Origin of the sequence: Microbulbifer sp. CNSA002, assembly GCF_047324085.1 — a bacterium.
Classification (GTDB): Bacteria; Pseudomonadota; Gammaproteobacteria; order Pseudomonadales; family Cellvibrionaceae; genus Microbulbifer.
The window spans coordinates 411365-435694 of record NZ_CP172449.1 but is presented as its reverse complement, the minus strand read 5'-3'; the positions used below and the strand labels follow the sequence as shown (position 1 = coordinate 435694).

Below are 24330 nucleotides of genomic sequence, written 5' to 3'. Positions count from 1 at the left end.
ATTACGGCCTTTCTTTGACCGGGATATGGAGAAACATTTCTGCTGTCGGGCTGGTAACCTGATATCTGGGTGGGTACAGCTCAAAGTCTGGCCTCTCAATATAGTCGTAATTGGACTTTGGCAACCAGCTTCCCCAAATATACTTCAATGTCTGTTCCAGGGTGGTAATAGATCCGCGGTGAACAAATTTTGCATATAGCTGCTCCGGTAGTTCCCGCGCCACCATTCCCTCGGGTACCTGAGTCAGGTCGGCAACCGGCGCACAGCAGACATACTTAAACTGAATTTCATCACCCGCTTCCTCATAACATTCATAGATACCAAAAGATTCATCGCTGATACGATTGGGGATTTTATCCCTGTAGGGCCGAAATGCAGACCAGAGCTTTGGCAAGCTGAGATTTTCATGGTCGTATTCCTGCGCTACCCCCACCAATTGCATCGCTGGCCGCGAAATAATTTGTGGCTCCATGGACAACTCATTTTGCAAGAAGTGCAGCATATGAGGGCTAAATTGATCCTTATACAACAACCGAAAAGGATCCTGCTGCTTTCGATACTGTGCCGGGGTTACGTTAAATAAAGCTTTAAACGCGCGAGTAAACGCTTCTTGGGAGTCAAATTGGCACTCCATGGCAAGCTCAAGAATACCAATATCTTCACTCAACAACCTCTTTGCGGCGACGGTCAATCGGCGCTTACGCAAATACTCTTTCGGTGAGTCCCCCACTAATGCCTTAAAAATACGGCTGAAGTGGTAGGTGGAGTAATGAGAGGCAGCAGCAATTTCGTGAACAGAAATTTTGTCATATAGATGCTGCTCTACGAAGTTAATACTTTTAAAAAATCGCTGCATGAGAGGCTCCTTTACTGCCAGTCTACGTTGGGACGGTGAAATTTTCGAACAATACCTTCCCGGTTTAGTATGCCTTTAAATTAAATTCGCTCACTAGTGATAAAAAAGCGTAAATGGGCAAATGCTTTGTCCCTCAAAGGAATAATCGCCTGGTAGGCTGGATCATTAAAGAATGCATAGATCGCCTCCCGATCCGGAAAAGATACCACAACAAATGCCCTTGGTGACCGCCCCCCGTCCAGGGCCTCTTCCACATCATAAGAAGCAATAGGCACCCCCCCATACTGTTGCATTAATTGCGGTGCCAGACCTATATACTGCTGAAGAGCCTGCAATTCCTGTAAGTTTGGTGAAGACTCTATATGTAAAAATACTGGTAACAAAGTAATAACCTCTTAAGTGTAAATAAATTTTAGTTGCTTAACTAAGAGCTTCTAATGACTAACTTTGAGAGGCTACTCGCCTATGCCAAAAAACCAGAAGTGGAACTATCGCAAGCTCAATAATCGTAGGCGGTAAGACCTGATCATCCACCAATCCAAATTCCAGAATATTACTTAAACGGCCCAGACCGCCAATGAAGAGGGATAAAGCCACGAAGTAAAACAATGCTTTATGTTTTTCGATATTGCTCAGGAAATACAGTAAAACCAACCCCTGGGCAAAGAAAACACCAAAGGCAAATCGATATTGATTATCCCCAAATCCTCTCAAGGGGCTATCCGGGCCAAAAATCATAGCGCCACCACTCAGGGCAGCACTGCCATTCAGCCCTCCAAATGCACTGATACCACCGGGTACAAAACAGATCACCGCCAGCGCTACCACTAACAATTGGAAAATTTTTCTTTCTATAGAACTCGCCTGATTCATAGTGTCACCTTAGTTTGCCGTATTTGAAGAGATGACCTAATCATATTGGCCAGTAAGGCCCTATTTTTGATATTTCTTGCGGTCTTGGTATCCCACTAAGACAGCAAGAAATGTCAAAAGACGAGGCGCTTAACCGCTTATCTTTCCCTCCAACAGCCGGGTATATCCATATCCGGGCACCAGTTCCCAATATCCACAGAGACAGAAAGATGATTAAGAGTGTTTTGATTACCGGAGCGAATGCAGGCTTAGGCAGGGAGTGCGCCAAGCAACTGGCGGAATACCAGCAGATTAACAAGATCTATCTCGGCTGCCGCAATCTGCACAAAGCCAAGGAAGCCCAGGCCGAGCTAGTGTCGGAAACAGGCAGGAATATCTTCGAAGTATTGCTGATCGATGTCGCGGATCAACAATCTGTGAAAGAGGCAGTTAACAACCTGGACTCCCCAGTTGATGCGCTGGTTATGAATGCTGGCGGTACCGGGGGGAAAGAGTTTTACAACAAGACCCCCGAAGGAGTCACACAAATTTTCGCCGTCAACCTGCTTGGACATGCTCTACTGACTAACGAGTTACTGAAAGCCAATAAATTAACCCAGACTGCTATCTATGCCGGCTCCGAGGCCGCTCGCGGTGTAAAAGAGATGGGTATGAAGCGACCAGAGCTGAAAAGCGCCTCTGTGGAGGAGTTTATGCAGATCTGCGAAGGAGAGCTCTATGCCAGTACCAAAGACGCTACGGTACCCTATGGTCCGATAAAGTATATGGGCGCCCTATGGATGTCTTCCATGGCGCGAGAATTCCCCCATATCCGCTTCGTAACCATGAGTCCAGGGGCTACTGTAGGCACAGAGGGCTTCAATACACTGTCGTTATTCAAGCAATATATGATGAAGGGCATGATGCGGATTATGCTGCTACTTGGCAAAGTCCACAAAGTAGAAGTAGGCGCCAAGCGCTATATCGATGCCCTACTGGATACAACATCCTTCCGCACAGGTATTTTTTACGGCAGTGAACGCGGATTGACTGGACCTCTTGGTGAACAGTGGAAGCTTTTCCCGGACCTGGACAATCCTACCTATCAAGACAATGCCAAAACGGCGATCAATCGCTTTATCTAATGAAGGGTCGCATCTGGGAAGGGCCCTGTACACCCTTCCCTGCCCCCAAGTTAACGCCACCGATACCGCTTGTTTACCTATACTTGACTGTTAAATACTTACTGCTAAAAACAGCCAATGTTTCGGGTAATCTTTTCCCTGCTGTTGTTAATTCCCCTTGCCCTGACTGCTGCTGAAGATGTAGCTAAAGCCACTCCCCTGCGGCTGCTGGATCCAGCAACTGTGGATAAGTTCATCAATGAACTGCCAATACCCGCAGAAATCCGCCCTCAGGGCTCAGCCCCGATTAAACTACCCGCCCGCCCCACTGAAGTTTGGATGGGGCTACGGGATAAGGAAGGCAAACGTTTAATGACAAAAGCCTGGGGTTTTGAATATGCAGGTCGCATCCACTCTCCTGGCCCTACTATTCGCGCCCGAGAAGGCCAACCGGTATTTGTACACTGGGCCAATGAGCTACCGGGTCCACATCTATTTCCTGTGGATCGATCCATTCACCTCGCCGACGTAAAAGATCCAAAAGCTGTACCTATGGTTATCCACCTTCACGGCGGGCATACAGAGTGGAAAAGTGACGGCAATCCCCTCGCTTGGTACACCCGCAATTATCGTGAGACGGGACCATTATTTGAGAAAAGGATTTACGAATACGACAACTCCCAGGATGCCGCCACTATCTGGTATCACGACCACACCCTGGGCATGACGCGCCTTAATGTTTACGCAGGTCTATTCGGTTTTTACCTGGTTGGCGATGACAATGAAGACCATTTGATACAGGAGAAGCTGCTCCCTGCAGAAGAGCGCACTTTTGTAGCCGCTATTACAGACAGCTTGTTTAGCTCCGATGGGCAGCTGTATTTTCCTGGCTGGAGGGACCAGCCTCCATCACCGGTTTCCCATGAGGTGGTTAAGGCCAATTGGCCCAATCCGTCCCATCTCGACGAATTTTTTGGCAATTTTATTCTGGTAAACGGTATGACCTGGCCCAAAGTCAGTGTCACTCCACACGTCTATCGATTGCGATTACTCAACGCATCCGATACCCGCACACTGATACTCAGGATCGACGAAAATACACCCTTTGTACAAGTCGGCGGTGACGGCGGATTTCTCGATTACCCTGTAAAATTGAACGAGTTGATATTGGCACCCGCAGAGCGAGCAGATGTTTTAGTAGATTTCAGCGGTTATGAAGGGCGTGAACTAACACTGCGAAACTTTGGACCGGATGTCCCTTTTAAAGGCTTTGTAGAGGCCAATGACCCAAAGAGTTCGATTCCACTTGTCTACAACCCGGGAGGTAAACGCGTATTAAGCGATGGACGCGGCGGCATCACACCAACTACCGATCCAAATACTACAGGCCAGATCCTACAATTTCATATTGCTTCAACACCGATACCCCCCCCTTCTAATAAACAGAAATCAGAGATTAAAAATACCACTCGAGACTTAAAACTCAGCCTAAATACTCCCTTGCGCACCCCACTTAATAGGCTTAACCATGCCAGCCGCACACGACAACTTGCCACCTATCGGTTGGATGATCCCTATGGCCGCAATCTGCTCATGTTAGGTCCAGTAAAGGAGGGCTCCCTATTTTTTGAAGACCCTACTACAGAAATAATCCAACACAACGCCGTTGAGATCTGGGAAATATACAACCCTACAGTATCGGCTCATCCAATCCATATTCATCTGGTGGAATTCCAGGTACTGGATCGCCAGCCTTTTAAAGGAAAACTTATTGCCAAGCAGCAGAAATTTATGCATACAGATAAGATATTTCAGGGTGCACGCCTGGAAATAGAATCTCTACAAGGGAAACCCCTTCCACCACAACCAGAAGAAAGCGGCCCCAAAGATACGGTCATCGCCCTTCCCGGCCAAGTAACACGGGTAATTGCGCGCTTTGATCGAGAAGGCCTCTATGTATGGCACTGTCATCTGCTCTCCCATGAGGATTACGATATGATGAGGCCGTTTAGAGTTTTAGCGCCCAAATCAGAAAATAAACACTAAATAGTCATTCTTTAATCTAAAGAGTCCATCAAGAAGTTAAAACTTAATTGATGAAGTGAATAGTAGACAATAGAACAAAAAGCTACGACACAAAAACTCTATAAATCACTAAAAGATAAATAACCGAAAACTGAAAATGATGCCAGATATATAGAAAAATAGATCATACTCAAATATCAATCCATGCAGTTTGAGCATTAAACATATTAAAATGCCCCCTTAATGACTTTGCTATCTTTGTTCTTTGAGGCAAATCGCTTTCAAAATTTATCGAAGCTTGAGGGCAATCGACAAGCTGATCAGCCAACCTATTTGTGTTAAGAATACGCTAAGCACCTCGCTTCACTGGATAAGTGAGCAACATAACTGATAAATTACTCTTTACATCAACCATAATGATTGATTATTATCACCTCAAGGTAGCTTCAACCCTTTCTTCCCACAAGAGCAGATCAATAGATCACGAAGCCTGAACTCTCAATAAGAATTAGTTCATCAATAGCTTATTCTCAAAAATCAACGCGAAATACCATAGAGTGGGACAGGTACTGATCGCAAGGTTGAGAAATAAGATGTTGTACGCTATAACAAGCCGAACCCTCAAACAGCAAGTCAAGACTGCAACCAAATTTTGGCCCTTCGCAGGTGCAAAAGCCTCGCGCACAAGAGAAATCCTGTGCATCCTATACGGTTATAAAAACTACCACCATTTTCAAAAAGTAGAATCACAAACTAGCTGCGATAAGAAGCCCTTAGATGCCAAAATTGTCGCAATGAATCTACCTGAGTGGTCGGCCAAGCTTGCCACACTCGGAAAAATGAATCAGGCCCAATCAAAGCAACTTATCATCAAGCTTTGGTATGGATATTTAAAAGAGTACAAAGATCTTCTTTTATACCAAAGTAAAGTTCACCTCTACGGTGAGTGCCTAGACTTTACTGACAATAAAGAATCACTTATCTATCATTTTGATGCTAGTCCTAGTGTTAAGGATTGCATTGAATCCTTAGGCGTTCCTCACACCGAAGTAGGTAGTATTCGTATTAATGGAGTTTCCTCTAATTTCGATATATTGATTCAAGACAAAGACTATATTGAAGTCTTTCCCTGTAACCAAGATAGTTATTTTTCCTACAAACCATCAAAAATTACTTTTTTACTAGACGTTCATTTAGGAACTCTTGCCCGATACCTTCGAATGGCAGGATTTGACACTCTTTATAATCCACAAGATCAATGTGATAAACTTTTAGCAGAAGTAGCGGCACTTCAAAATTGCGTACTTCTTACCAGAGATATAGGTCTACTTAAACACGCTAAAGTCAACTATGGTCGCTGGTTACGGAGTCAAGATCCTGAAACTCAGTTTCTTGAAGTTATAAAACACTATAGACTTTCGAAAGAGTTCAAGCCATTTAGCCGGTGCATTAAGTGTAATGGTGAAATTGAAAAGGTGACGACTGAAAGTATTGTTGACAAAATTCCTACAAGTATCCTTGAAACACAGAAAGAGTTCAGTCAGTGCCAAACGTGTAAACAAATTTATTGGATAGGCTCCCATTTCAAGCGAATGAAGTCATTACTTGCAAAGGCGAGGGAGGCTTAAGCATGTTTTCAAGGAAGCTCAAACAAAAATCCCATGATTCACTTCTTCTAGCTAGTACACAAATAGTTAGGAAAAGTCAGATTTTTTCACCTATAGGAAAAAGGCTGATCAGCCTTCCTCCTAAATTAAAAGGTACTAGAACTCTTTTCAAATCAAAGAAATGTTACATTTGCAAAGAGCCGTATCGAAAAATTGGAGAAATCTATCATTCCCTTTGTCCCTCTTGTGCTGATTACAACATCAGAAAGAGAAATTATACCCCCTCCATGCAAGGATATCGTGCCCTAATAACTGGAGGTCGTATAAAAATTGGTTTCGAGACAGCACTTAAATTGCTTAGAGGTGGCGCTGAAGTATTGATCACAACAAGGTTTACCAATGACGCAGCCAGGCGATTCCAGCAGCAAAATGACTTCTCAGAATGGAAACACAGGCTATCCATATACGCTTTAGACTTAAAACACCTACCCTCGGTGGAATCTTTTATCCAGTATCTTATTGATATAGGAAAGCCCCTAGACATACTGATTAATAATGCAGCGCAAACGATTAGAAAACCTGATTCATACTATATTTATATGGCTAGGCAAGAGCTTAAGCTAAAAAGTAAAACTCCATGCGAACTTATCGCTGGATTTTCTGATCCAGATCTAAAGAAAAATCACTCTCGCTTCTTGCTAGGCTCTATTCAAGAGATTGAATTTTTGGATGAAAATGATGAGCCCATTGACTTTGCCTCAAAAAACTCTTGGTGCTTAGCTTTGGACGAAATAGCCCCTTTAGAGATGGTAGAAGTAATGATTATAAATGCAACTTCCCCTGGTATTCTCTGTGCAAAACTAAAACCACTACTGCTGAAATCACAGAATAAGTATAAATTCATCGTAAATGTTTCAGCTATGGAAGGGCAGTTCTCCCGAAAAAATAAGACCCATAGGCATCCTCACACCAACATGGCCAAGGCAGCCTTAAATATGATTACTCGGACTAGTGCCAAAGACTATGTCCAGGACAATATTTATATCACTAGCGTAGATACGGGGTGGGTGACAGAAGAACATCCATTCCCAATACGGCAAAAAAATAGAGCAAAAGGGGTTGTTCCTCCATTGGACTGTATTGATGGGGCATCCAGAATCCTAGCCCCCATCTTCAATACCATCAACGGCGATAAAGCTCTATATGGAGTATTTTTAAAAGACTATGCTCCTACCGATTGGTAATATCTTGGCCAAATTCGAGTTTTGGTGAAAAGTAAAATCATGCCCCTCTCCAAGACAAAGGCTTTTGTTCTGTAGGGGGCATTCAAAAAACTCAGCAGGACTCCAAAGCCTTGGCCACACGGGAGTTAGTCTCCCGCCCCAGCTGTTCAGAAATAAAGTTCCCAGCCTCTGCCAGCAACTGTAAATCCACGCCGGTTTCAATACCCATGCCATTGAGCATATAAAGCACATCCTCACTGGCAACATTACCGGAAGCGCCGCGGGCATAGGGGCAGCCGCCCAGGCCGGCTACGGCGGAATCTACTACTGCAACACCCATTTGTAAGGCCGCGTAGATATTGGCCAGTGCCTGGCCGTAGGTATCGTGGAAATGCACAGCAAGTTTTTCCACGGGCACGCGGGCCATCACCTGCTCCAGCATACGCTTGGCGGCTTCCGGGGTGCCGACACCAATGGTGTCGCCGAGAGAGATTTCGTAGCAGCCCATTTCCAATAGAGCAGCACTAACTTCTGCCACTTTGGCCGGATCAATATCGCCTTCATAGGGGCAACCGAGCACGCAGGACACGTAACCGCGCACGGGTATTCCGTCTTGCTTCGCTTTTTCCACCAGCGGGCGGAAGCGCTCCAGGCTCTCTGCAATACTGCAATTAATGTTTTTCTGGGTGAAGGCTTCTGAGGCCGCGCCGAATACGGCGACCTCATCCGCTTTGGCTTCCACTGCGCGCTCATAGCCTTTTAAGTTTGGCGTGAGTGCGCTGTAGATAACACCGTCTTTGCGCTGGATACCCGCCAGCACTTCCTCGCTGGCGGCCATTTGCGGTACCCACTTGGGGCTGACAAAACTGCCGGCTTCAATAACCGACAGCCCACTGGTACTGAGCTTGTCCACCAGAGCGATACGGGTCTCCACAGAGATAGGCTGCTTTTCATTTTGCAGCCCATCGCGGGGGCCCACTTCGACGATTTTGACCTGTTTGGGCAAAGTCATTATTGCTCCTCCCCGGCAAAATCCACCAGCAGACTACCGCCATCCACTAATTCACCTTCGGCACAGAAGAACTGCTGCACGGTGCCGGCGGCTGGAGCCCGCAGGGTGTGTTCCATTTTCATGGCTTCCATTACCAGTAGCGGCTGGTCTTTTTCCACCGTAGAGCCGGGCTCAACCAGCAACGAAATTATGGTGCCGTTCATGGGGGCATCGAGGCCGTGGGCCTGGTCATTGCTCTCACCGATATCCGGTGGCAACAGCTTGAATTCCACCTGAGTGCCATCGATAAATACAGCACCGCCATCGCGGGTATCCACGGCGGAGAAACTCATGCGGCGGCCATCCACCAACATCAAGTCACGTCCCAGGAGCAGGCGAATCTCACCGCTGTTTTGTTCCTCAGGCAAGGCATCGCAAGTCCAGCGCAGGCTATCGCCCTCCGCAACAAAGCGAATTTGAGCGTGCTGGCCACGGTAGTCCACCGTCTGGGTGCGACTGCCAGCCAGAGCATTGCGCCAGTTATCACCATTGTGCCAAGGAGAGAAAGGATCCCGCTGAGGTGCGCTATTGCGCAGATCGCGCTCTTCACGCTGCTGCAAATAACCGGCAATAGCAGCACATTTCAGCGGCGTCAGTGTCTGCTCCTGGTGCAGTACTTCCGCCTCGTAGTCCTCGATAAAGTGCGTCGAAATACAACCGCTGGCAAATGCCTGGTGATTGATCACTCGGCGCAGGAATTCAATATTGTGGCGCACACCGGCAATTTGATAATCACGCAGTGCGCGATCCAATTTGGCCAGGGCTTCTTTGCGGGTGCGGCCGTGGCAGATTAATTTGGCGATCATCGGGTCGTAATGCACGCTGATTTCATCGCCGGTCTGCACACCGGTATCCACTCGCACACCCTCGCCTTCCGCCGGGGGCTGGTGGCGCACCAACACGCCGGTTGCCGGCAGGAAATCATTGTCCGGGTCTTCGGCGTAGATCCGCACTTCCATGGCGTGGCCGTTGATCTGCAGCTCATCCTGGCTCATGGGCAGGGTATCGCCAGCGGCAACTGACAGCTGCCAGGCCACCAGGTCCTGGTCGGTGATCATTTCCGTCACCGGGTGCTCCACCTGCAGGCGGGTATTCATTTCCATAAAGTAGAAGGCACCGCTGGCATCCAGCAGGAACTCCACCGTGCCGGCCCCCACGTAACCAATCGCGTGGGCCGCGCGCAGGGCCGCTTCACCCATGCGGGCGCGCAGCTCCGGAGCCATGCCCGGTGCGGGAGCTTCTTCCACTACTTTTTGGTGGCGGCGCTGCACCGAGCAATCCCGTTCAAACAGGTAGACGCCATTGCCCTGCTGATCACAGAACACCTGGATTTCCACGTGGCGGGGACTCACCACATAGCGCTCTAGCAACATAATGTCGTCGCCAAAGGCATTCATGGCCTCACGCTTGGCAGCGGCCAGAGCTTCGTGGAATTCATCGGCACTGTCGACACGGCGCATGCCCTTACCACCGCCGCCGGCAGCAGCTTTCAGCAATACCGGGTAACCGATGCGATTGGCATGGCCTTCCAACAGCTCTTCATTTTGATTGGTGCCATGGTAACCGGGCACCAGGGGCACATTGGCCTCTTCCATAATACGCTTGGCTGCGGACTTGGAGCCCATCGCCTCAATCGCGCCGGTGGGTGGGCCGACAAAAATAATGCCGTTGCTATCGCAGGCGCGGCAAAACTCCGCGTTTTCCGACAGGAAGCCATAACCCGGATGGATGGCATCGGCACCAGTCTGCTTGGCAGCACCCAATACTTTGTCGATATTCAGATACGAATCCCTGGCCGGGGCCGGACCCAGGTGCACCGCTTCGTCCGCCATCTGTACATGCAGGGCGTCGGCATCCGCATCGGAATAAACGGCGACAGTGGCCACCCCCAGGCGGCGCGCGGTCTTGATAATGCGACAGGCAATTTCGCCGCGATTAGCTATTAACAGTTTGCGAATCATAAAAATTACCCTTCGCTACCATTCATCCAACTGGGTGCACGCTTTTCCAAAAACGCACTCAACCCTTCCTGTCCTTCCGGCGACACACGCACGGCAGCGATCAGCGCGCTGGTCTGGCCCTGCAATTCATCGTTGATAACCCGGTTGGACATGGACATAGCCAGTTGCTTGGCCATGGCGACTGCCTTGGGGCCATTGTCGGCAATGGCATTCACTAATTTCTGCACATGCAGGTCCAGATCAGCCTCGGCACAGACTTCGGATACCAAACCGATCTGTTCCGCGCGCTCGGCGGGGAAACGTTCCGCTGTGACAAAGTAACGACGCGCATGGCGAGTGCCGATAGCATTGATGACATAGGGACTGATGGTGGCGGGCAGCAGCCCGATTTTGACTTCGGACAAACAGAAGCTGGCGCGCTCAGAGGCCACGGCCATATCGCAGCAGCTCACCAGGCCCACGGCCCCGCCAAAAGCGGCGCCCTGTACTCGCGCAATGGTGGGCGCAGGAAAAGTGTCGAGCTTGTACAGCATGGCGGCGAGCGCAGCTGCGTCGCGGCGGTTTTCCTCTTCTGAATAAGTCGCCATGCGCTTCATCCAGTTGAGGTCGGCTCCGGCAGAAAAGCTCTTGCCATTGGAGGCTAGTACCAACACACGTACAGCGGGGTTTTGCGCCAGGGTGTCAAAGGTGGTGGCCAGCTCGTGGATCAGTTCATCATCAAAAGCGTTGTGGATTTCCGGCCGGTTCAGGGTGACCGTGGCCACGCCCTCGCTATCCACTTCGCACAGCAATTTATCGCTCATTGTAATTCCTCGATTGGGGCGTCTATCAAAAGCGGCACCGGAACATTTCGCTGGCGCCGCAACCACGGTTCCTTACATGCGGAACACGCCGAACTTGGTCTCTTCCGGTTCCTTGTGGCTGGCCGCCGCCAGGCACAGACCGAGCACGCGGCGGGTATCCGCCGGATCGATAACGCCGTCATCCCACAAGCGCGCGGAGGCGTAGTAGGGGTGCCCCTGGTGTTCGTAGTTATCCACAATCGGCTGCTTAAACTGGCGCTCTTCCTCTTCGCTCCAGGATTCCCCTCGGGCGACCATCTGGTCGCGCTTCACCTGGGCCAATACGCCAGCAGCTTGTTCACCCCCCATAACCGAAATGCGCGCATTGGGCCACATAAACAGGAAGTTGGGATCGTAGGCGCGGCCACACATACCGTAGTTACCGGCGCCGAAAGAGCCGCCGATAAGGATGGTAATTTTGGGCACCTTGGCGGTAGCGACAGCGGTCACCATCTTGGCGCCGTGTTTGGCGATACCGCCCGCCTCGTACTGCTTGCCCACCATAAAGCCGGTGATATTTTGCAGGAAAACCAATGGAATCTTGCGCTGCGCACACAACTCAATAAAGTGCGCGCCCTTCTGCGCACTCTCCGCAAACAGGATGCCGTTATTGGCAACAATTCCCACCGGATAGCCCTGGATACGGGCAAAACCGGTTACCAGGGTGGTGCCGTACAACGCTTTAAATTCATCGAACTCAGATCCGTCCACAACCCGCGCGATAATCTCACGCACGTCAAACGGCTGGCGCGAATCTTTGGGCACCACGCCGTAAATGTCTTCCGGTGGATAAATCGGCTCCACAGGCTTTTGGATATCCAGACCAGGATTTTTGATACGGTTCAGGCGAGCTACAGAGCGGCGCGCTAACTGCAGGGCGTGTACATCATTATTGGCGTAGTGATCGGAAACCCCGGAAGTGCGACAGTGCACCTCGGCACCGCCGAGCTCCTCAGCGGAAACTTCTTCACCGGTGGCCGCTTTCACCAGGGGCGGGCCCGCCAGGAAGATGGTGGCCTGCTCTTTCACCATAATGGATTCGTCTGCCATGGCCGGCACATAGGCTCCACCGGCGGTGCAGCTACCCATAACCACCGCGATCTGCGGAATATTCTGTGCAGAGAGATTGGCTTGGTTAAAGAAGATGCGACCGAAGTGCTCACGGTCTGGGAAAACGTCGTCCTGGCGCGGCAAATTAGCACCACCGGAATCCACCAGGTAAATGCACGGCAGATTGTTCTGCTCGGCGATGGTCTGCGCGCGCAGGTGTTTTTTTACTGTGAGGGGATAATAGGTTCCACCTTTTACAGTGGCATCGTTAGCTACTATCACACAGGGCTGACCGGAGACGGTGCCGATGCCGGTAATAATACCCGCAGCCGGAACATCCTCACCGTAAACCTCGTGAGCGGCCAGCTGGGAAAATTCCATAAAAGGGCTACCCGGATCGAGCAGCGCATCGATACGGTCCCGTGGCAATAATTTTCCTCGCGCCAGGTGTTTTTCCCTTGCGCGCTCGCCGCCGCCCTGGGCGATGGCTTCCACTTTCTCGCGCAGGTCTGCCACCAGCGCCTGCATCTGCTCGCGGTTTTCGCCAAAGGCGGTATCGCGCGTGTTTATTTTGCTCTGCAACTGATTCATAAAGTCCGATTCACTTTCCCGGAGAAAAGACCTCCACAGGGCGCAGCTTATTGCCGCAGTGCCCGGCTGGAGACAGCTGCCGCCGGCAGGCGCCGGCGGCGAGAAGAAATGCCCAGCCTTAGCGGGTCTCTTTAAACAGCTCGCGACCAATCAGCATACGGCGCACTTCAGAAGTGCCCGCGCCGATTTCGTAGAGCTTGGCATCGCGCAGCAGACGACCAGTGGCGTACTCGTTGATGTAGCCATTGCCGCCCAGTGTCTGGATAGCCTGCAGGGCCATCTGTGTTGCGCGCTCCGCAGTAAACAGGATTACAGCGGCGGCGTCCTTGCGCGAGTCCTCACCGCGATCACAAGCCCGGGCCACAGCGTACAGGTAAGAGCGGCTGGCATTCAGGTCAGCGTACATATCGGCGATCTTGCCCTGCATCAGCTGGAACTCACCGATGGCCTTGCCGAACTGCTTGCGCTCGTGAATATAGGGAACCACCACATCCAGGCAGGCCTGCATAATTCCGACAGGGCCTCCGGAGAGAATGGTGCGCTCGTAGTCGAGACCGCTCATCAATACGCGTACACCGCCGTTCAGTTCACCGAGGATATTTTCTTCCGGCACTTCACAGTCTTCGAACACCAGCTCACAGGTGTTGGAACCGCGCATGCCCAGCTTGTCGAGCTTTTGCGCCTGGGAGAAGCCGGCGAAACCGCGCTCAACGATAAATGCAGTGATACCACCGGAGCTGATGCCCGGCTCAGTGCGAGCGTAGATCACATAGGTATCGGCATCGGGACCGTTGGTGATCCACATTTTATTGCCGTTCAAAATAAAGCGATCACCGCGCTTCTCGGCGCGCAGTTGCAGACTTACCACGTCGGAACCGGAGTTGGGTTCACTCATGGCCAAGGCGCCTACATGTTCACCGGAACACAGCTTGGGCAGGTACTTGAGCTTCTGCTCGCGGGTACCATTTTTGCGAATCTGGTTTACACAAAGGTTGGAGTGGGCACCGTAGGACAAGCCCACAGAAGCGGAGGCGCGGGAAATTTCTTCCATGGCCACAGCGTGTGCCAGGTAACCCATATTGGAACCGCCGAACTCCTCTTCCACGGTCATACCCAGCAGGCCCAGCTCACCAAACTTTTTCCACATGTCCGCTGGGAACAGGTTGTCTTCATCGATCTGTGCCGCGCGCGGGGCCAGCTCCGCCTGGCAGAACTTGTACACCATGTCACGGAGCATATCGATGTCTTCACCGAGACCGAAATTCAGGGTTGGGTAGGAGGTGTTCATAACGGCTCCACTGATATTTAAAATGTCTTTAATTCAAATGACCGCCTTGGCGGCTGTTCAATACCACATGAGGCAACCGCGCCACTCTTGGCGCAGTGCCGAAATCTGTTCAGGAAGCGCTGCTGTCATCGCTTTGCGCCAGGGACTCACGGGCCCTGGATTCAGCTTCATCCAACTCTTCCATCAGGCTTTCGATATCCCGCAGTTGCTGTTGTAACTGCAGTCGCTTTTGCGCGATGCGCTCCAATAGACGGTGCAACTGCTCTACATTGCCGTGGGCCGGGTCGTACATATCGATAATTTCGCGGCTCTCATCCAGGGAGAATCCCAGCCGCTTTCCCCGCAGGATCAGCTTTAACCGCACTCGCTCCTCGGGACTATAGATTCGAGTCTGGCCGCGACGCTCCGGATTGAGCAGGCCCTTGTCCTCATAGAAACGGATGGCGCGAGTAGTGATATCGAACTCCCGCGCCAGCTCGGAAATGCTGTAACTATGGGGCTCCATTTGGCTTGCTTCTGCTTTCATAACGACTTCCTCAAGATGCCATCAAGCCTAGCAAGAGTTTACGTTAACGTAAACGTAAAGCACGCGCCAAAAAAGAACCCTGAGGCACTTCCAGTCACTTAGCCCACGGGGGTCCTGTGGGGAGTAGCCTCAGCGCCAAGCAGTTGTTGCAGCTGATTGTTGAGAAGTTTTTGATAGGAAGGGGTTAGGCCAGTCACCTCCAATGCCCAACCGGCACCGTGGTGCTCAATTCGCCCCACCAGGGAACTGTCCTCAAGAAGTTCCGGGTGCAAAAACAAGCCACGGGACTGGTTGAGTAACTGATCGGCACAGAAATCCGGACTCTGTGGCTGGGATGGGACTACCGCCAAAGCCAGCTTCAAACCGGTAGCACGGCTAACGCTCTGCATCTCCCGCAACAATAAACCACAGCAGACTGCGCGGAAGGCCGCATCGGTGCCAGAGAAATCCAGGCCGATCTGTGGCCCGGCGCAACTCAGGGGGGTGGCACCGTATATGCGCTGCAGCAAACGCATGCGTCCATCTAGCTCCCGCTGCAAACCCTCCAGGGCGCTGCGACTTAACTGGTTGCCCAACTGCGCCCAGTTGAGGGGGCGAAGATAAAGCCCAACGCTGGGCTCGGTAACTTCAGCTACAGCTTGAGCAGACTCAGTGACTTGTGCGGGCAATTTGCGCTCCCGGGACAAGCTACCGGTAAGCAGGGCCGCAGCTGCACTAAATGGCAGGGCAAAAACGAGGGTCAGCAACAAGCTGGCCCAAGGGAAGGTAACGGAATTACCGGGCTCAAACGCTACGGTAATATTGCCGGCAATACTATCGTGCAGGACCACTGGCTCGGTGATCGTCTCCCCCTCTTTCAGGTCCCCCACTTCGGCCAGGGAATTCGATTCCACATCCTCAATTAAAATGCCGGAAACCATTGGAAGCTCCAGCAGTTGGCGAGCGATCAGCTGTAAGCTGATACGATCCCCGGCCACAATACTCTCCAGGCTCTGCCCCGCGAGAATAGTCGCAGCCGCCTTTGCAGTAATTCTGTCTCGCTCTATCTGACCATCGCGCTGCTGACCATAAAAATGCCCCAGTGCCGCCGCACAGAATATTGCCAGTGTCACCCAGATAACCAGTGCCAATAGGCGCTGACGGGCGCGTTTGGACAACTGTGCTAATTGAGCCGGTATTTTGCGAAGAATAGATACAATGGAAACTGACATAAACGGCGGCAGACATCTTGCGTATTGTTTTTTTACTATTGCCCCAGCTGTTTTGGAGCAGCGAGCATTTTAACGGTAGGCACCAAAATTGTGCATACCCAATTAATTCCTGAGCGATTGGTAAAGCAGACGACGAAATAGTTCAATTCAACTCGCACAATTCGAAAAGGAATTTTACTCACCATTCGAACTGAGCCCATTAAAACCCTGCTGACCGGCAATCAATGAAATTAAAGCCCGGCAATTTTAGCGAAGAATCTCATAAGAGCTATAATGCGCCGGACATTTAATTCAATCGGGACAGAGCTTATGGGTGATCAAATAAATTCACAGGAATTCCACCTCTCCCTGAAACAGATTTCCCAGGCTTCAGGAAGTGGCACCCTGCGCTACCTGAGCTTCCGAGATCAAGTCGCCAAGCTCGGCCTGGAGTATTCCGGTGCAGCCCCTTTTCCCGGTGAGGCTACGGACTTTACCCCGCCCCCCGAAGAACCGAGTGCACTTGAAGCCATTTGGTGTATCACCCTGCTGAGCCCCTCTGCCTCCCTATCCCAACTCCAATACCTTCTGCGATTTTTTGATGAACAACAGTGGAGCCTATTCGCCGCTGATACTTTGGCACAAAGACGCGATCGCACCGTTATCCGCTTCCAAATTGATGGCGACCTCGATTTTGACAGCGCGCGCCTGGCCTGCCTTGGAGTGGCCGATGAGTTGGGAGTAGACCTAACAATCCAGGCTTCTGTTACCCAGAGGGTGCCAAAGCTGGCGGGCTTTGATATGGATTCAACCCTGATTGATGCTGAAGTCATTGACGAGCTGGCAAAAATTACTGGTATCGGTGATCAGGTTGCCGCTATCACCCAATCTGCCATGGCCGGGGACATAGACTTCTGCGAGAGTTTTAAACGGCGAATGGCCCTGCTAAAAGGTTTTTCCGAGCAGCGTTTGGCAGAAATTGCCCGGGAATTGCCGTTAAAAGAAGGGGCCTATGAATTGCTGGCAGCCTTGCGCGCACTGGGCTGCAAAACGGCACTGCTTTCTGGCGGCTTTACCTACTTCGCGAAATTCCTACAGCGAGAGCGCCTGCCCCTGGATTATATCCATGCCAATCAACTGACATTTGCCGAAGGGGCCCTCACCGGCGAAGTAGTGGAACCCATTATTGATGGCGATCGCAAACGCAAGTTACTGCAGGAAATTGCCGGAAGCTTAGATTTGGCGCTGGAAAGTGTGGTCGCTATGGGTGACGGCGCCAACGATATTCCCATGTTGAATTTAGGGGAAATGGGTATCGCCATTCACCCCAAGCCCAAGGTTAGGCTACAGGCCCCCCAGGCCATCAATCTGTTTGGCCTGGACGCCGCCCTCTACTTATTTGGTCTCAATGACCAACAAATTGCCAAGCTCGGGGTATAACCCGGCTTAGCTCTTAAAGCATCGCGTGAGGAAAAGGGAAACTCGGCCGCTTGTTGTGATCCGTGCAAGCACTGGGCCCGGGTTTCTGCCCACAACTGGCAAGAAAAAGCCCCAGGACGACTATTAGTAAAGCCCGTTTATACATAGGTGCCTCCCTTCCTGAGTAAAATCTCTGGGCAGCAGAGTACGCAAAGGCAATCCATTTGAACAGCCGTTTAATGATTTTTATGCCAGAAATCTGGCGTATTAATCACGCTATCGTACCAGTTCACTTAACTATAAAAACAAACTGAAAGAATGCCCATAAAAAATATTTTGTGGAGCAAACTTTAGCATTAGCCAAAGTGGAAGGGAAAAAGAAAGGGGAGAGTTGCCGCAACTCTCATATTGACCTATGGGAATTGCGACAACCGGGAAAAGAGAGCGATTAACTCTCTTTTTTACCGTAAATAACCAGGCTATTTACTTTTACCGTCAGCGGGTGATAACCCACCTTGGCGCGCTCAAAAATGCGTGCAGCCACGTCTTTTTTACCAGTCTCAACCATATTGCGATATAGCGGGCGCAGGAACTTGTTGCGGCCGATACTGGTGAGGAAATTCTCAAGGCGCTCGAAGGCCGGCTCGTAGTCGTTGCGCACTGCAATCATCAGCCAGCTGAAAGCCACCTCGTTATTGCGAGATTCGGTCAGGCCAAAGGCGCCGTCCAATTCCTTCAACTGAGCTTCCGTCAGTTTTTCCGGCATACCATCGAGGAAGTACTTCCACTGGTGGAAAGTCCAGCCTTTGGTATCGATATCCTTCGCCGCCAGTTTGCCGTCCAACCACTGTTGACGCACTGGATCCAATTTAGTGAAGGCATCGGACTTCGGATGCGGCGCACCTTCGGGAATACCCGGATCGAAGATCCACTCGAGGATACGCTCGCGGTCCAGCTTATCGGCGTGCTCAACCAACAGGGTCTTGTCTAGATACTTAACGAAGTCCTCGGTGGTGATGCTCTGGAAGGAGAAGTGGTTGAAGTACTCCATCAGGAAGCGGTCAAACGCTTCGCGACCTACTTTCTGCTCCAGCTCATACAGGAACAGGGAGCCTTTCTCGTAGGGAATATTGGAGAAAACTTCATCCGGGTCACGTCCGCGCAGGTCGATCGCCATAATCTCATCGCGGGGCTCTTTATCAGCCAGGTCCGCTTGCAGGTCGTCATAGCCCAGGGCCATTTCCATCTGATAGCGCTCATCACCGTAGACGAACTGCATAATGCGGTTAGTCAGGTAGGTGGTGAAACCTTCATTCAGCCAAAGGTCTCGCCAGCTGGCATTGGTCACCAGGTTGCCGGACCAGGAGTGGGCCAGTTCGTGGGCAATCAGGGCTACCAGGCTCTTATCACCGGCGATCACCGTCGGAGTGATAAAGCTAAGGCGCGGGTTTTCCATACCACCGAAGGGGAAGCTGGGTGGCAGAATCAGCAGGTCGTAACGATCCCAGTGGTAGGGGCCATACGCCTTTTCGGTCACTTCCAGCATGGATTCGGTATCGGCAAACTCCGCCGCTGCAGATTCCAGCATGGAAGGCTCGGCATAGACACCAGTGCGCTCGCCCATGGGCTTGAACTTCAGGTCACCAACCGCCAGGGCAATCAGGTAGGAGGGAATGCGCTGGGGCATCTCAAACTCATAGACGCCATCTTTGGCCGCCTGCGGGTCATTGTTCGCACTCATGACTGCGCGCAGTTCTTTCGGAGTGCGTACAGTGGCGTTGTAAGTGATGCGAACTTTCGGGGAGTCCTGCAGTGGAATAAAACTGCGCGCGTGAATCGCCTGGGCCTGGGTAAACAGGAACGGATGCTTTTTACCCGCAGTCTGCTGAGGCTCCAGCCACTGAACGCCGGAGGCGCCCGGCGCTGTACGGTAGCGGATAGTAATGCTGTCGGCATCTTCCGGCAGCTCAATATTCAGCGGAGTGCCCAGGTGACTGTCTTTCTCGCCCATGGAGAATTTTACTGGCGCGCCATTAGCGGATACAGAAACCACTTCCAGTTCGCGGGTATCCAGTACCATCGGCAGGTTCTTGTCGTTGAGACGCTTGAAGTCCAACTTGGCTTCACCTTCAAGAACCTTGCGGGAGAAGTCGACAGTCAGGTCCAGATCCAGGTGCTGAACCTGGTAATCATTGCTGTTGGCAAAAGAGTGGTAATCCACTCCGGACTGGGGCGCTTTTTCAACACCCGGCTTCTTCTCGATCACAGCGGACGCCTTTATCGGCGCGCTCGCACTGTCTAATTCGGCCTTGGAAGGCTCCGACTTGGAACAGCCACCGGCAACGGCAAGGCCGCCAACGATCAGACTGGTACACAGTAAACGGGGCAACATGGGTCTACTCCCTGAGTTCAGCTTTTCAATTTGCGCCACAGGATACCTGACAGAGCGCAGATGAGAAACGACAGGGGACTCTGCACCCACCGTAAGCGGGCACACCGATCCCCCGCTCGAGCCACAGCTACCGACGGTCATGCCGCGTTTTGCCAATAAACCAGATTAATGTCTCAGTTTCGTCGCCTTAGGACGAATTTCATGACTAATAGCAGCGAGGGAAGAAAAATACTGACCGGGAATTAATACATCGTTCACTTTCCAGATTCAGACTGCGGCTCTTTTATAACAAGCACTATAAGGAGAACCCCATGTCTCTGTCCCGGAGGCGGTTTCTACAATTTTCCGGCGCAAGCCTGGCGGCCCTGCCCCTACTGAAAGCCTACGGTTCCGGCCAGGAGCCCTTCCAGCACGGCGTAGCCAGCGGTGACCCCCTGGCAGATCGCGTAATTCTCTGGACCCGTATCACTCCGTCCGCCGATCCAGAATTCCAGTCCATGGTGCCCTACACCTGGCAGGTCGCTCTGGACCCGGAAATGGCCATGGTGGTCAATAGCGGCAGCGGTATTACCGGGCCCGATGTGGACTACACCATCAAAGTGGATGCCAGCGGTCTGCAACCCGGCACCAGTTACTACTACCGCTTCTACTCTAACGGTATCGACTCGCCCATAGGCCGCACTCGCACACTGCCCATCGGCCATGTGGATAAGCTGCGCTTCGCGGTGACCAGCTGCTCCAACTATCCCATGGGTTATTTCAATGTTTACCGGGAAATTGCCCTGCGTGCAGACCTGGATGTGGTACTGCACCTGGGAGATTACATTTACGAGTACGGACCCGGTGGCTACGGTACCGGCACGGGCCTGGGGCGAGAGCCAATCCCCGCCAAGGAAATGGTGGATATCCAGGATTACCGCCTGCGCTACGCCCAGTACCGCTCCGACCCGGATTTACAGGAGGTACACCGCCAACACCCATTTATCTGTGTATGGGACGACCATGAAACCACTAACAACGCATGGGCTGGCGGTGCTGAGAACCACAATGTCCAAGATGGCGAGGGCGACTGGTTTGTACGCCGCTCGGTAGCCAACCAGGCCTACTTCGAGTGGATGCCCATCCGCGATAACGGCATCTTTGATCTATTTGGTGACAGGGCCATCTACCGCAGCTTCCGCTTCGGCAATCTGATGGACCTGATGATGCTGGATACCCGCATCGCCGCGCGCTCCGAGCAGGCCAACTGGTTCGATCAGCAGACCGCCGACGACCCGGAGCGCAGCATCCTCGGTACCCAGCAGGAACAATGGCTGCACAGTAGCCTGACCCAGTCCCAGTCGGATGGCGTACGCTGGCGGGTATTAGGGCAACAAGTAATGATGGCGCAACTCACCCTGGCTCGGGATTTGTCTGTGAATATGGACCAGTGGGATGGTTACACCGCATCCCGCGAGCGTCTGTTCGACCACATTGCCGACAATAATATCGACAATTTTGTCGTCCTCACTGGAGATATCCACAGCTCCTGGGCCTGGGACCTGGCCAGCAATCCTTTCAGTATTTTGAAATACGGGCGCCTGACCGGACGTGGCGCCCTCGGCGGAGAATTTGTCACCCCCGGAGTAACCTCCAGCTTCCTGGACAAATCCCACCTGACGGATGTTGCAGCGATTGCTATGGACGGGTTAATACCACACCTCAAGTGGGTGGAGATCACCCAGCGCGGTTACCTGTTGATGGATGTTTCCCACTCCCGCGCCAAGGCCCACTGGTATCACGTGGATACAGTCACCAGTCAGAATTACAACGCCAGCCTGGCAAGGATTTATAAGCAGGAAGCGGGGCAGAACCATATCCAGCGCGCCTGGAGTGAAAGCACAGCTGATGAGTTGGTACCGACACCGGCACCGCAGTACGGCGCCCTAGCGCGCAATACCATCGCCGCCCTACGCAGCCGCTACAACGTCTGATTTGCAGGCAATAAAAAACCGCACCCCTGTTAAGGCGGTGCGGTTTTTTAAAAAGCTTACAGAGAGAAATTATTCGAGACTGAAATCGAAGTTCATATCCTCCGCCGGCGCCTGCACATAGTACCCCTGAATATAATCAGTACCGGTCTGCCACAAAGTCGGCAGCATACTGGCCTGCTCAATATGGGGCACTATCACCTTGGTATCCGCCTCACCCAAGCGCTGTACCAATCCTGCCAGGGAGTCACTGCTCTCGCCTTCATCCTGGACCTCGCGCACGAAGGAGGGATCGATCTTGGCGATATCCACTTTCACATGCTCAAGAGCCTTGAACGGATTGAGTCCGGTGCCGAAATGACAGACCGAAACGCGACAACCCAATTGCTGGACCTGAGTGGTAAAGTCCCGGGCCGCGTGCAGGTTGCTGTTGATATCCTCCTGACGCAACTGGAAGATCACCGTTCCCGGCGCAACCTTGGCAGCTTTGAAGGCAACCCCCAGCCAACCGGGTAAGCTGCTGTCCACCAGTGAAGCAGTGGTGATATGCAGCATCAAAGAAATATTCTTACCCTCAGCCCTGGCGGCTGCGGCGGCCTTGATCGCGGTAATAATTACCCAGCGATCCATTTTCGCCGACAGTCCCGCATCGCCGAGTTCCTGCAGGAAGGCCAGCGGCGCCAGCTCTTCCTTATCATCGAGCATACGCACCAATACTTCGTACAGCTGCTCGCCAGTTCCCTGCAAACTGAGGATTGGCTGGTAGAGCAACTTCAGACTGCCAGCTTCCAGCGCTTGTACCACCCGTGCACGGTGGTAGGTATCGGCGTCGGCACCACCTTCAGTATCCGGCTCGTAGAGCGCAAAATTCCCACCTTTCTTCTCTTCACCCAAGGCCTGCTTGTGAGCAGATAGCGCTTGGTCCAGCACCTGTTGCGCACCGCTGGAGGCCTCACTCATCAGGGAAATACCGATAGAGGCAGTAATTTGCAGGGTTTTGCCATCTGCATCGAAGATGGTATCGGAAATCTTCTTCAATATATCCTGCGCGCGTTGCTCGATGCTGTCCGGAGTTGTATTCGGGCTGAGCAGGCAGAAGGCATCTTCACTGTACCGGGCCAGGGTATCGCCACTGCGTTGGCAGGACTTGAGTAATTCCGCCATGCCTTTTTGCAGGGCATCGGCACCTGCCACTCCAACAACTTTCAACACTTCATCTTCAAAGCGATCCACTTCTATCAGCATCAGACCGCCAGTATTGTGGGAGTCCGCTGCAGATTTGATGCTGGAATCCAATACCTGCAAGAAGTGCTGACGATTGAAAAGCCCAGTCAGCGGGTCGCGATTCTTGATATCGCTGAGCTGCGCTTCCAATTGCTCCGTATCACCCCGGCGCGAGGCAATACGCACCTGCAGACAGCGCTCATCGTCGTAGGTGGTACTGAGTACCTCTGCGCGAGTGGGCAGGGATTCGCCAGAGGCGGTCTTAGCGGTAAATTTCCACTCTTTCGCCTCCAGCTCATTGTTGTCGATAGCGCAGCTTTTGAGGAATTCACGCCCCTCTTCCTGCTCATTTTCAGCCAGCATATCAATCAGTGGCTGGTATTCGATGTCCTCGCCAGAGTCGTAACCAAAGCGCTCTGCAAGGGAGTCATTGGCGTAGACGATCAAGCCATCAGATATATAAGCGATGGCATCTTTGGAGCTATCGAGTAGCTCCTTGGCACGGTTAAGGGTCGCGTGATAGCGGCGGTCGTGTAGGCGAGCCTGGCGGCGATTGGCGAGCGCCCCTAGCTCCCGCTGTATCACAAAGAGAAGGTGTTGGTCTTCATCCACCACTACAACATCGCGGGCTCCGAGCTTCAAACCTTCCACCACGGGTTGGGCACCGGTGCGCTCGGTCAGCATAATTACCGGGACATCTTTTTGCAGCTTGCTGATGGTGCGCAACGCCACTGAGGGGGGCACCTGAGTACTGCTTTCAGCCGCGATCACTAAATCCCAGGTTTTATCCTGGAGCAGGCGGTTAAACACAGCCTCGCTGGCCACATGCTGTGCTCGGTTGGGGCGGCCTGCGTTGTGCAGCATACTCACAAGGCGCTGGGCTTCCGACGGGGTATCGTGAATCAGGAGAAGTCGTATTGTGTCGTTGCTACTCATTATTTGCTCTATTTTTTTAATGGCGGCACACAGCTACCGCTGGCGGTAATTTTAGGGGGCGTCAAGGATGGCATACAAGGGTAGATCAAACTGGTACCTGTGATCTAAATCACACAACGCTCCCCTATAAAAGCTTCCGCCTTTCCCATTTGCGAAACCACAGCCGCTAATCAAACTTTCCCAACCTAAGAAGCCCCTGGATA

The 24330-nt window shown here is 51.9% G+C and carries 18 protein-coding genes; 6 read left to right on the top strand and 12 right to left on the bottom strand.

The features are described from left to right. Nucleotide 1 precedes the first annotated feature (1 nt). From ACG1BZ_RS01875 to ACG1BZ_RS01865, 3 genes are all read right to left on the bottom strand, one after another. Nucleotides 2–856, bottom strand: coding sequence for an AraC family transcriptional regulator (locus tag ACG1BZ_RS01875; protein ID WP_413664174.1), 855 nt, complete (start codon nt 854–856; stop codon nt 2–4). 80 nt (nt 857–936) lie between these two features. Then, a complete protein-coding gene (locus ACG1BZ_RS01870; protein WP_282934534.1) occupies nt 937–1239 on the bottom strand; it encodes a DUF1330 domain-containing protein in 303 nt (100 codons plus the stop codon). Nucleotides 1240–1297: 58 nt separating this feature from the next. Then, nucleotides 1298–1729 carry a DUF4345 domain-containing protein gene (locus ACG1BZ_RS01865; RefSeq protein ID WP_143729557.1) on the bottom strand — a complete coding sequence of 144 codons (432 nt, stop codon included), beginning with the start codon at nt 1727–1729 and terminating at the stop codon, nt 1298–1300. A gap of 209 nt (nt 1730–1938) precedes the next feature. On the opposite strand from ACG1BZ_RS01865, the gene ACG1BZ_RS01860 reads away from it, so the two are divergent. The 4 genes from ACG1BZ_RS01860 (at nt 1939) to ACG1BZ_RS01845 (ending at nt 7708) form a co-directional block, all read left to right on the top strand. Further along, a complete protein-coding gene (locus ACG1BZ_RS01860) occupies nt 1939–2853 on the top strand; it encodes an SDR family NAD(P)-dependent oxidoreductase (protein ID WP_413664173.1) in 915 nt (304 codons plus the stop codon). Nucleotides 2854–2970: 117 nt separating this feature from the next. After that, nucleotides 2971–4878 (top strand): multicopper oxidase family protein, encoded by a 1908-nt coding sequence (locus ACG1BZ_RS01855; protein ID WP_413664172.1) that lies wholly within the window; start codon nt 2971–2973, stop codon nt 4876–4878. A gap of 572 nt (nt 4879–5450) precedes the next feature. Beyond that, the gene (locus ACG1BZ_RS01850) at nt 5451–6485 is read left to right on the top strand and encodes a Mut7-C RNAse domain-containing protein (RefSeq protein WP_413664171.1); all 1035 of its coding nucleotides are present in this window, start codon (nt 5451–5453) and stop codon (nt 6483–6485) included. A 2-nt stretch (nt 6486–6487) separates the two neighbouring features. Then, nucleotides 6488–7708: an SDR family NAD(P)-dependent oxidoreductase gene (locus ACG1BZ_RS01845; protein ID WP_413664170.1), complete on the top strand. Its 1221-nt coding sequence runs from the start codon at nt 6488–6490 to the stop codon at nt 7706–7708. A gap of 91 nt (nt 7709–7799) precedes the next feature. On the opposite strand, the gene ACG1BZ_RS01840 is transcribed toward ACG1BZ_RS01845, so the two are convergent. The 7 genes from ACG1BZ_RS01840 to ACG1BZ_RS01810 form a co-directional block, all read right to left on the bottom strand. Further along, nucleotides 7800–8699, bottom strand: coding sequence for a hydroxymethylglutaryl-CoA lyase (locus ACG1BZ_RS01840; RefSeq protein WP_413664169.1), 900 nt, complete (start codon nt 8697–8699; stop codon nt 7800–7802). Then, entirely contained in the window at nt 8699–10699 is a 2001-nt protein-coding gene (locus tag ACG1BZ_RS01835) for an acetyl/propionyl/methylcrotonyl-CoA carboxylase subunit alpha (protein WP_413664168.1), read from the bottom strand. The genes ACG1BZ_RS01840 and ACG1BZ_RS01835 overlap by 1 nt, the downstream gene beginning before the upstream one ends. 5 nt (nt 10700–10704) lie before the next feature. Further along, a complete protein-coding gene (locus ACG1BZ_RS01830; protein WP_282934596.1) occupies nt 10705–11502 on the bottom strand; it encodes an enoyl-CoA hydratase/isomerase family protein in 798 nt (265 codons plus the stop codon). Nucleotides 11503–11574: 72 nt separating this feature from the next. Continuing rightward, entirely contained in the window at nt 11575–13182 is a 1608-nt protein-coding gene (locus tag ACG1BZ_RS01825) for a carboxyl transferase domain-containing protein (RefSeq protein WP_413664167.1), read from the bottom strand. A 118-nt stretch (nt 13183–13300) separates the two neighbouring features. Then, the gene (locus ACG1BZ_RS01820) at nt 13301–14470 is read right to left on the bottom strand and encodes an isovaleryl-CoA dehydrogenase (RefSeq protein ID WP_108731530.1); all 1170 of its coding nucleotides are present in this window, start codon (nt 14468–14470) and stop codon (nt 13301–13303) included. 109 nt (nt 14471–14579) lie between these two features. Continuing rightward, nucleotides 14580–14996 carry a MerR family transcriptional regulator gene (locus tag ACG1BZ_RS01815; RefSeq protein ID WP_413664166.1) on the bottom strand — a complete coding sequence of 139 codons (417 nt, stop codon included), beginning with the start codon at nt 14994–14996 and terminating at the stop codon, nt 14580–14582. Nucleotides 14997–15094: 98 nt separating this feature from the next. Beyond that, the gene (locus ACG1BZ_RS01810) at nt 15095–16207 is read right to left on the bottom strand and encodes a hypothetical protein (RefSeq protein ID WP_413664165.1); all 1113 of its coding nucleotides are present in this window, start codon (nt 16205–16207) and stop codon (nt 15095–15097) included. 309 nt (nt 16208–16516) lie between these two features. Here ACG1BZ_RS01810 and serB point away from each other — a divergent pair, with 309 nt between their 5' ends. After that, the gene (gene serB, locus ACG1BZ_RS01805) at nt 16517–17626 is read left to right on the top strand and encodes a phosphoserine phosphatase SerB (protein ID WP_413664164.1); all 1110 of its coding nucleotides are present in this window, start codon (nt 16517–16519) and stop codon (nt 17624–17626) included. Between the two features lie 427 nt (nt 17627–18053). On the opposite strand, the gene ACG1BZ_RS01800 is transcribed toward serB, so the two are convergent. Further along, complete coding sequence (locus tag ACG1BZ_RS01800) at nt 18054–19997, bottom strand: M1 family metallopeptidase (RefSeq protein ID WP_413664163.1); 1944 nt, start codon at nt 19995–19997, stop codon at nt 18054–18056. A 311-nt stretch (nt 19998–20308) separates the two neighbouring features. Here ACG1BZ_RS01800 and ACG1BZ_RS01795 point away from each other — a divergent pair, with 311 nt between their 5' ends. Beyond that, a complete protein-coding gene (locus tag ACG1BZ_RS01795; protein WP_413664162.1) occupies nt 20309–21970 on the top strand; it encodes an alkaline phosphatase D family protein in 1662 nt (553 codons plus the stop codon). A gap of 69 nt (nt 21971–22039) precedes the next feature. Here ACG1BZ_RS01795 and ACG1BZ_RS01790 read toward each other — a convergent pair whose 3' ends face one another. After that, complete coding sequence (locus tag ACG1BZ_RS01790) at nt 22040–24127, bottom strand: EAL domain-containing protein (protein WP_282934550.1); 2088 nt, start codon at nt 24125–24127, stop codon at nt 22040–22042. Between the last annotated feature and the right edge of the window lie 203 nt (nt 24128–24330).

What these genes read in the sequence shown, in the direction of transcription:
- ACG1BZ_RS01855 (WP_413664172.1), top strand. Translation starts at nt 2,971, where the DNA reads ATGTTTCGGGTAATCTTTTCCCTGCTGTTGTTAATTCCCCTTGCCCTG.
- ACG1BZ_RS01820 (WP_108731530.1), bottom strand. Translation starts at nt 14,470, where the DNA reads ATGAACACCTCCTACCCAACCCTGAATTTCGGTCTCGGTGAAGACATC.
- ACG1BZ_RS01850 (WP_413664171.1), top strand. Translation starts at nt 5,451, where the DNA reads ATGTTGTACGCTATAACAAGCCGAACCCTCAAACAGCAAGTCAAGACT.
- ACG1BZ_RS01795 (WP_413664162.1), top strand. Translation starts at nt 20,309, where the DNA reads ATGTCTCTGTCCCGGAGGCGGTTTCTACAATTTTCCGGCGCAAGCCTG.
- ACG1BZ_RS01865 (WP_143729557.1), bottom strand. Translation starts at nt 1,729, where the DNA reads ATGAATCAGGCGAGTTCTATAGAAAGAAAAATTTTCCAATTGTTAGTG.
- ACG1BZ_RS01825 (WP_413664167.1), bottom strand. Translation starts at nt 13,182, where the DNA reads ATGAATCAGTTGCAGAGCAAAATAAACACGCGCGATACCGCCTTTGGC.
- ACG1BZ_RS01790 (WP_282934550.1), bottom strand. Translation starts at nt 24,127, where the DNA reads ATGAGTAGCAACGACACAATACGACTTCTCCTGATTCACGATACCCCG.
- ACG1BZ_RS01815 (WP_413664166.1), bottom strand. Translation starts at nt 14,996, where the DNA reads ATGAAAGCAGAAGCAAGCCAAATGGAGCCCCATAGTTACAGCATTTCC.
- ACG1BZ_RS01860 (WP_413664173.1), top strand. Translation starts at nt 1,939, where the DNA reads ATGATTAAGAGTGTTTTGATTACCGGAGCGAATGCAGGCTTAGGCAGG.
- ACG1BZ_RS01840 (WP_413664169.1), bottom strand. Translation starts at nt 8,699, where the DNA reads ATGACTTTGCCCAAACAGGTCAAAATCGTCGAAGTGGGCCCCCGCGAT.
- serB (WP_413664164.1), top strand. Translation starts at nt 16,517, where the DNA reads ATGGGTGATCAAATAAATTCACAGGAATTCCACCTCTCCCTGAAACAG.
- ACG1BZ_RS01810 (WP_413664165.1), bottom strand. Translation starts at nt 16,207, where the DNA reads ATGTCAGTTTCCATTGTATCTATTCTTCGCAAAATACCGGCTCAATTA.
- ACG1BZ_RS01835 (WP_413664168.1), bottom strand. Translation starts at nt 10,699, where the DNA reads ATGATTCGCAAACTGTTAATAGCTAATCGCGGCGAAATTGCCTGTCGC.
- ACG1BZ_RS01830 (WP_282934596.1), bottom strand. Translation starts at nt 11,502, where the DNA reads ATGAGCGATAAATTGCTGTGCGAAGTGGATAGCGAGGGCGTGGCCACG.
- ACG1BZ_RS01875 (WP_413664174.1), bottom strand. Translation starts at nt 856, where the DNA reads ATGCAGCGATTTTTTAAAAGTATTAACTTCGTAGAGCAGCATCTATAT.
- ACG1BZ_RS01800 (WP_413664163.1), bottom strand. Translation starts at nt 19,997, where the DNA reads ATGTTGCCCCGTTTACTGTGTACCAGTCTGATCGTTGGCGGCCTTGCC.
- ACG1BZ_RS01845 (WP_413664170.1), top strand. Translation starts at nt 6,488, where the DNA reads ATGTTTTCAAGGAAGCTCAAACAAAAATCCCATGATTCACTTCTTCTA.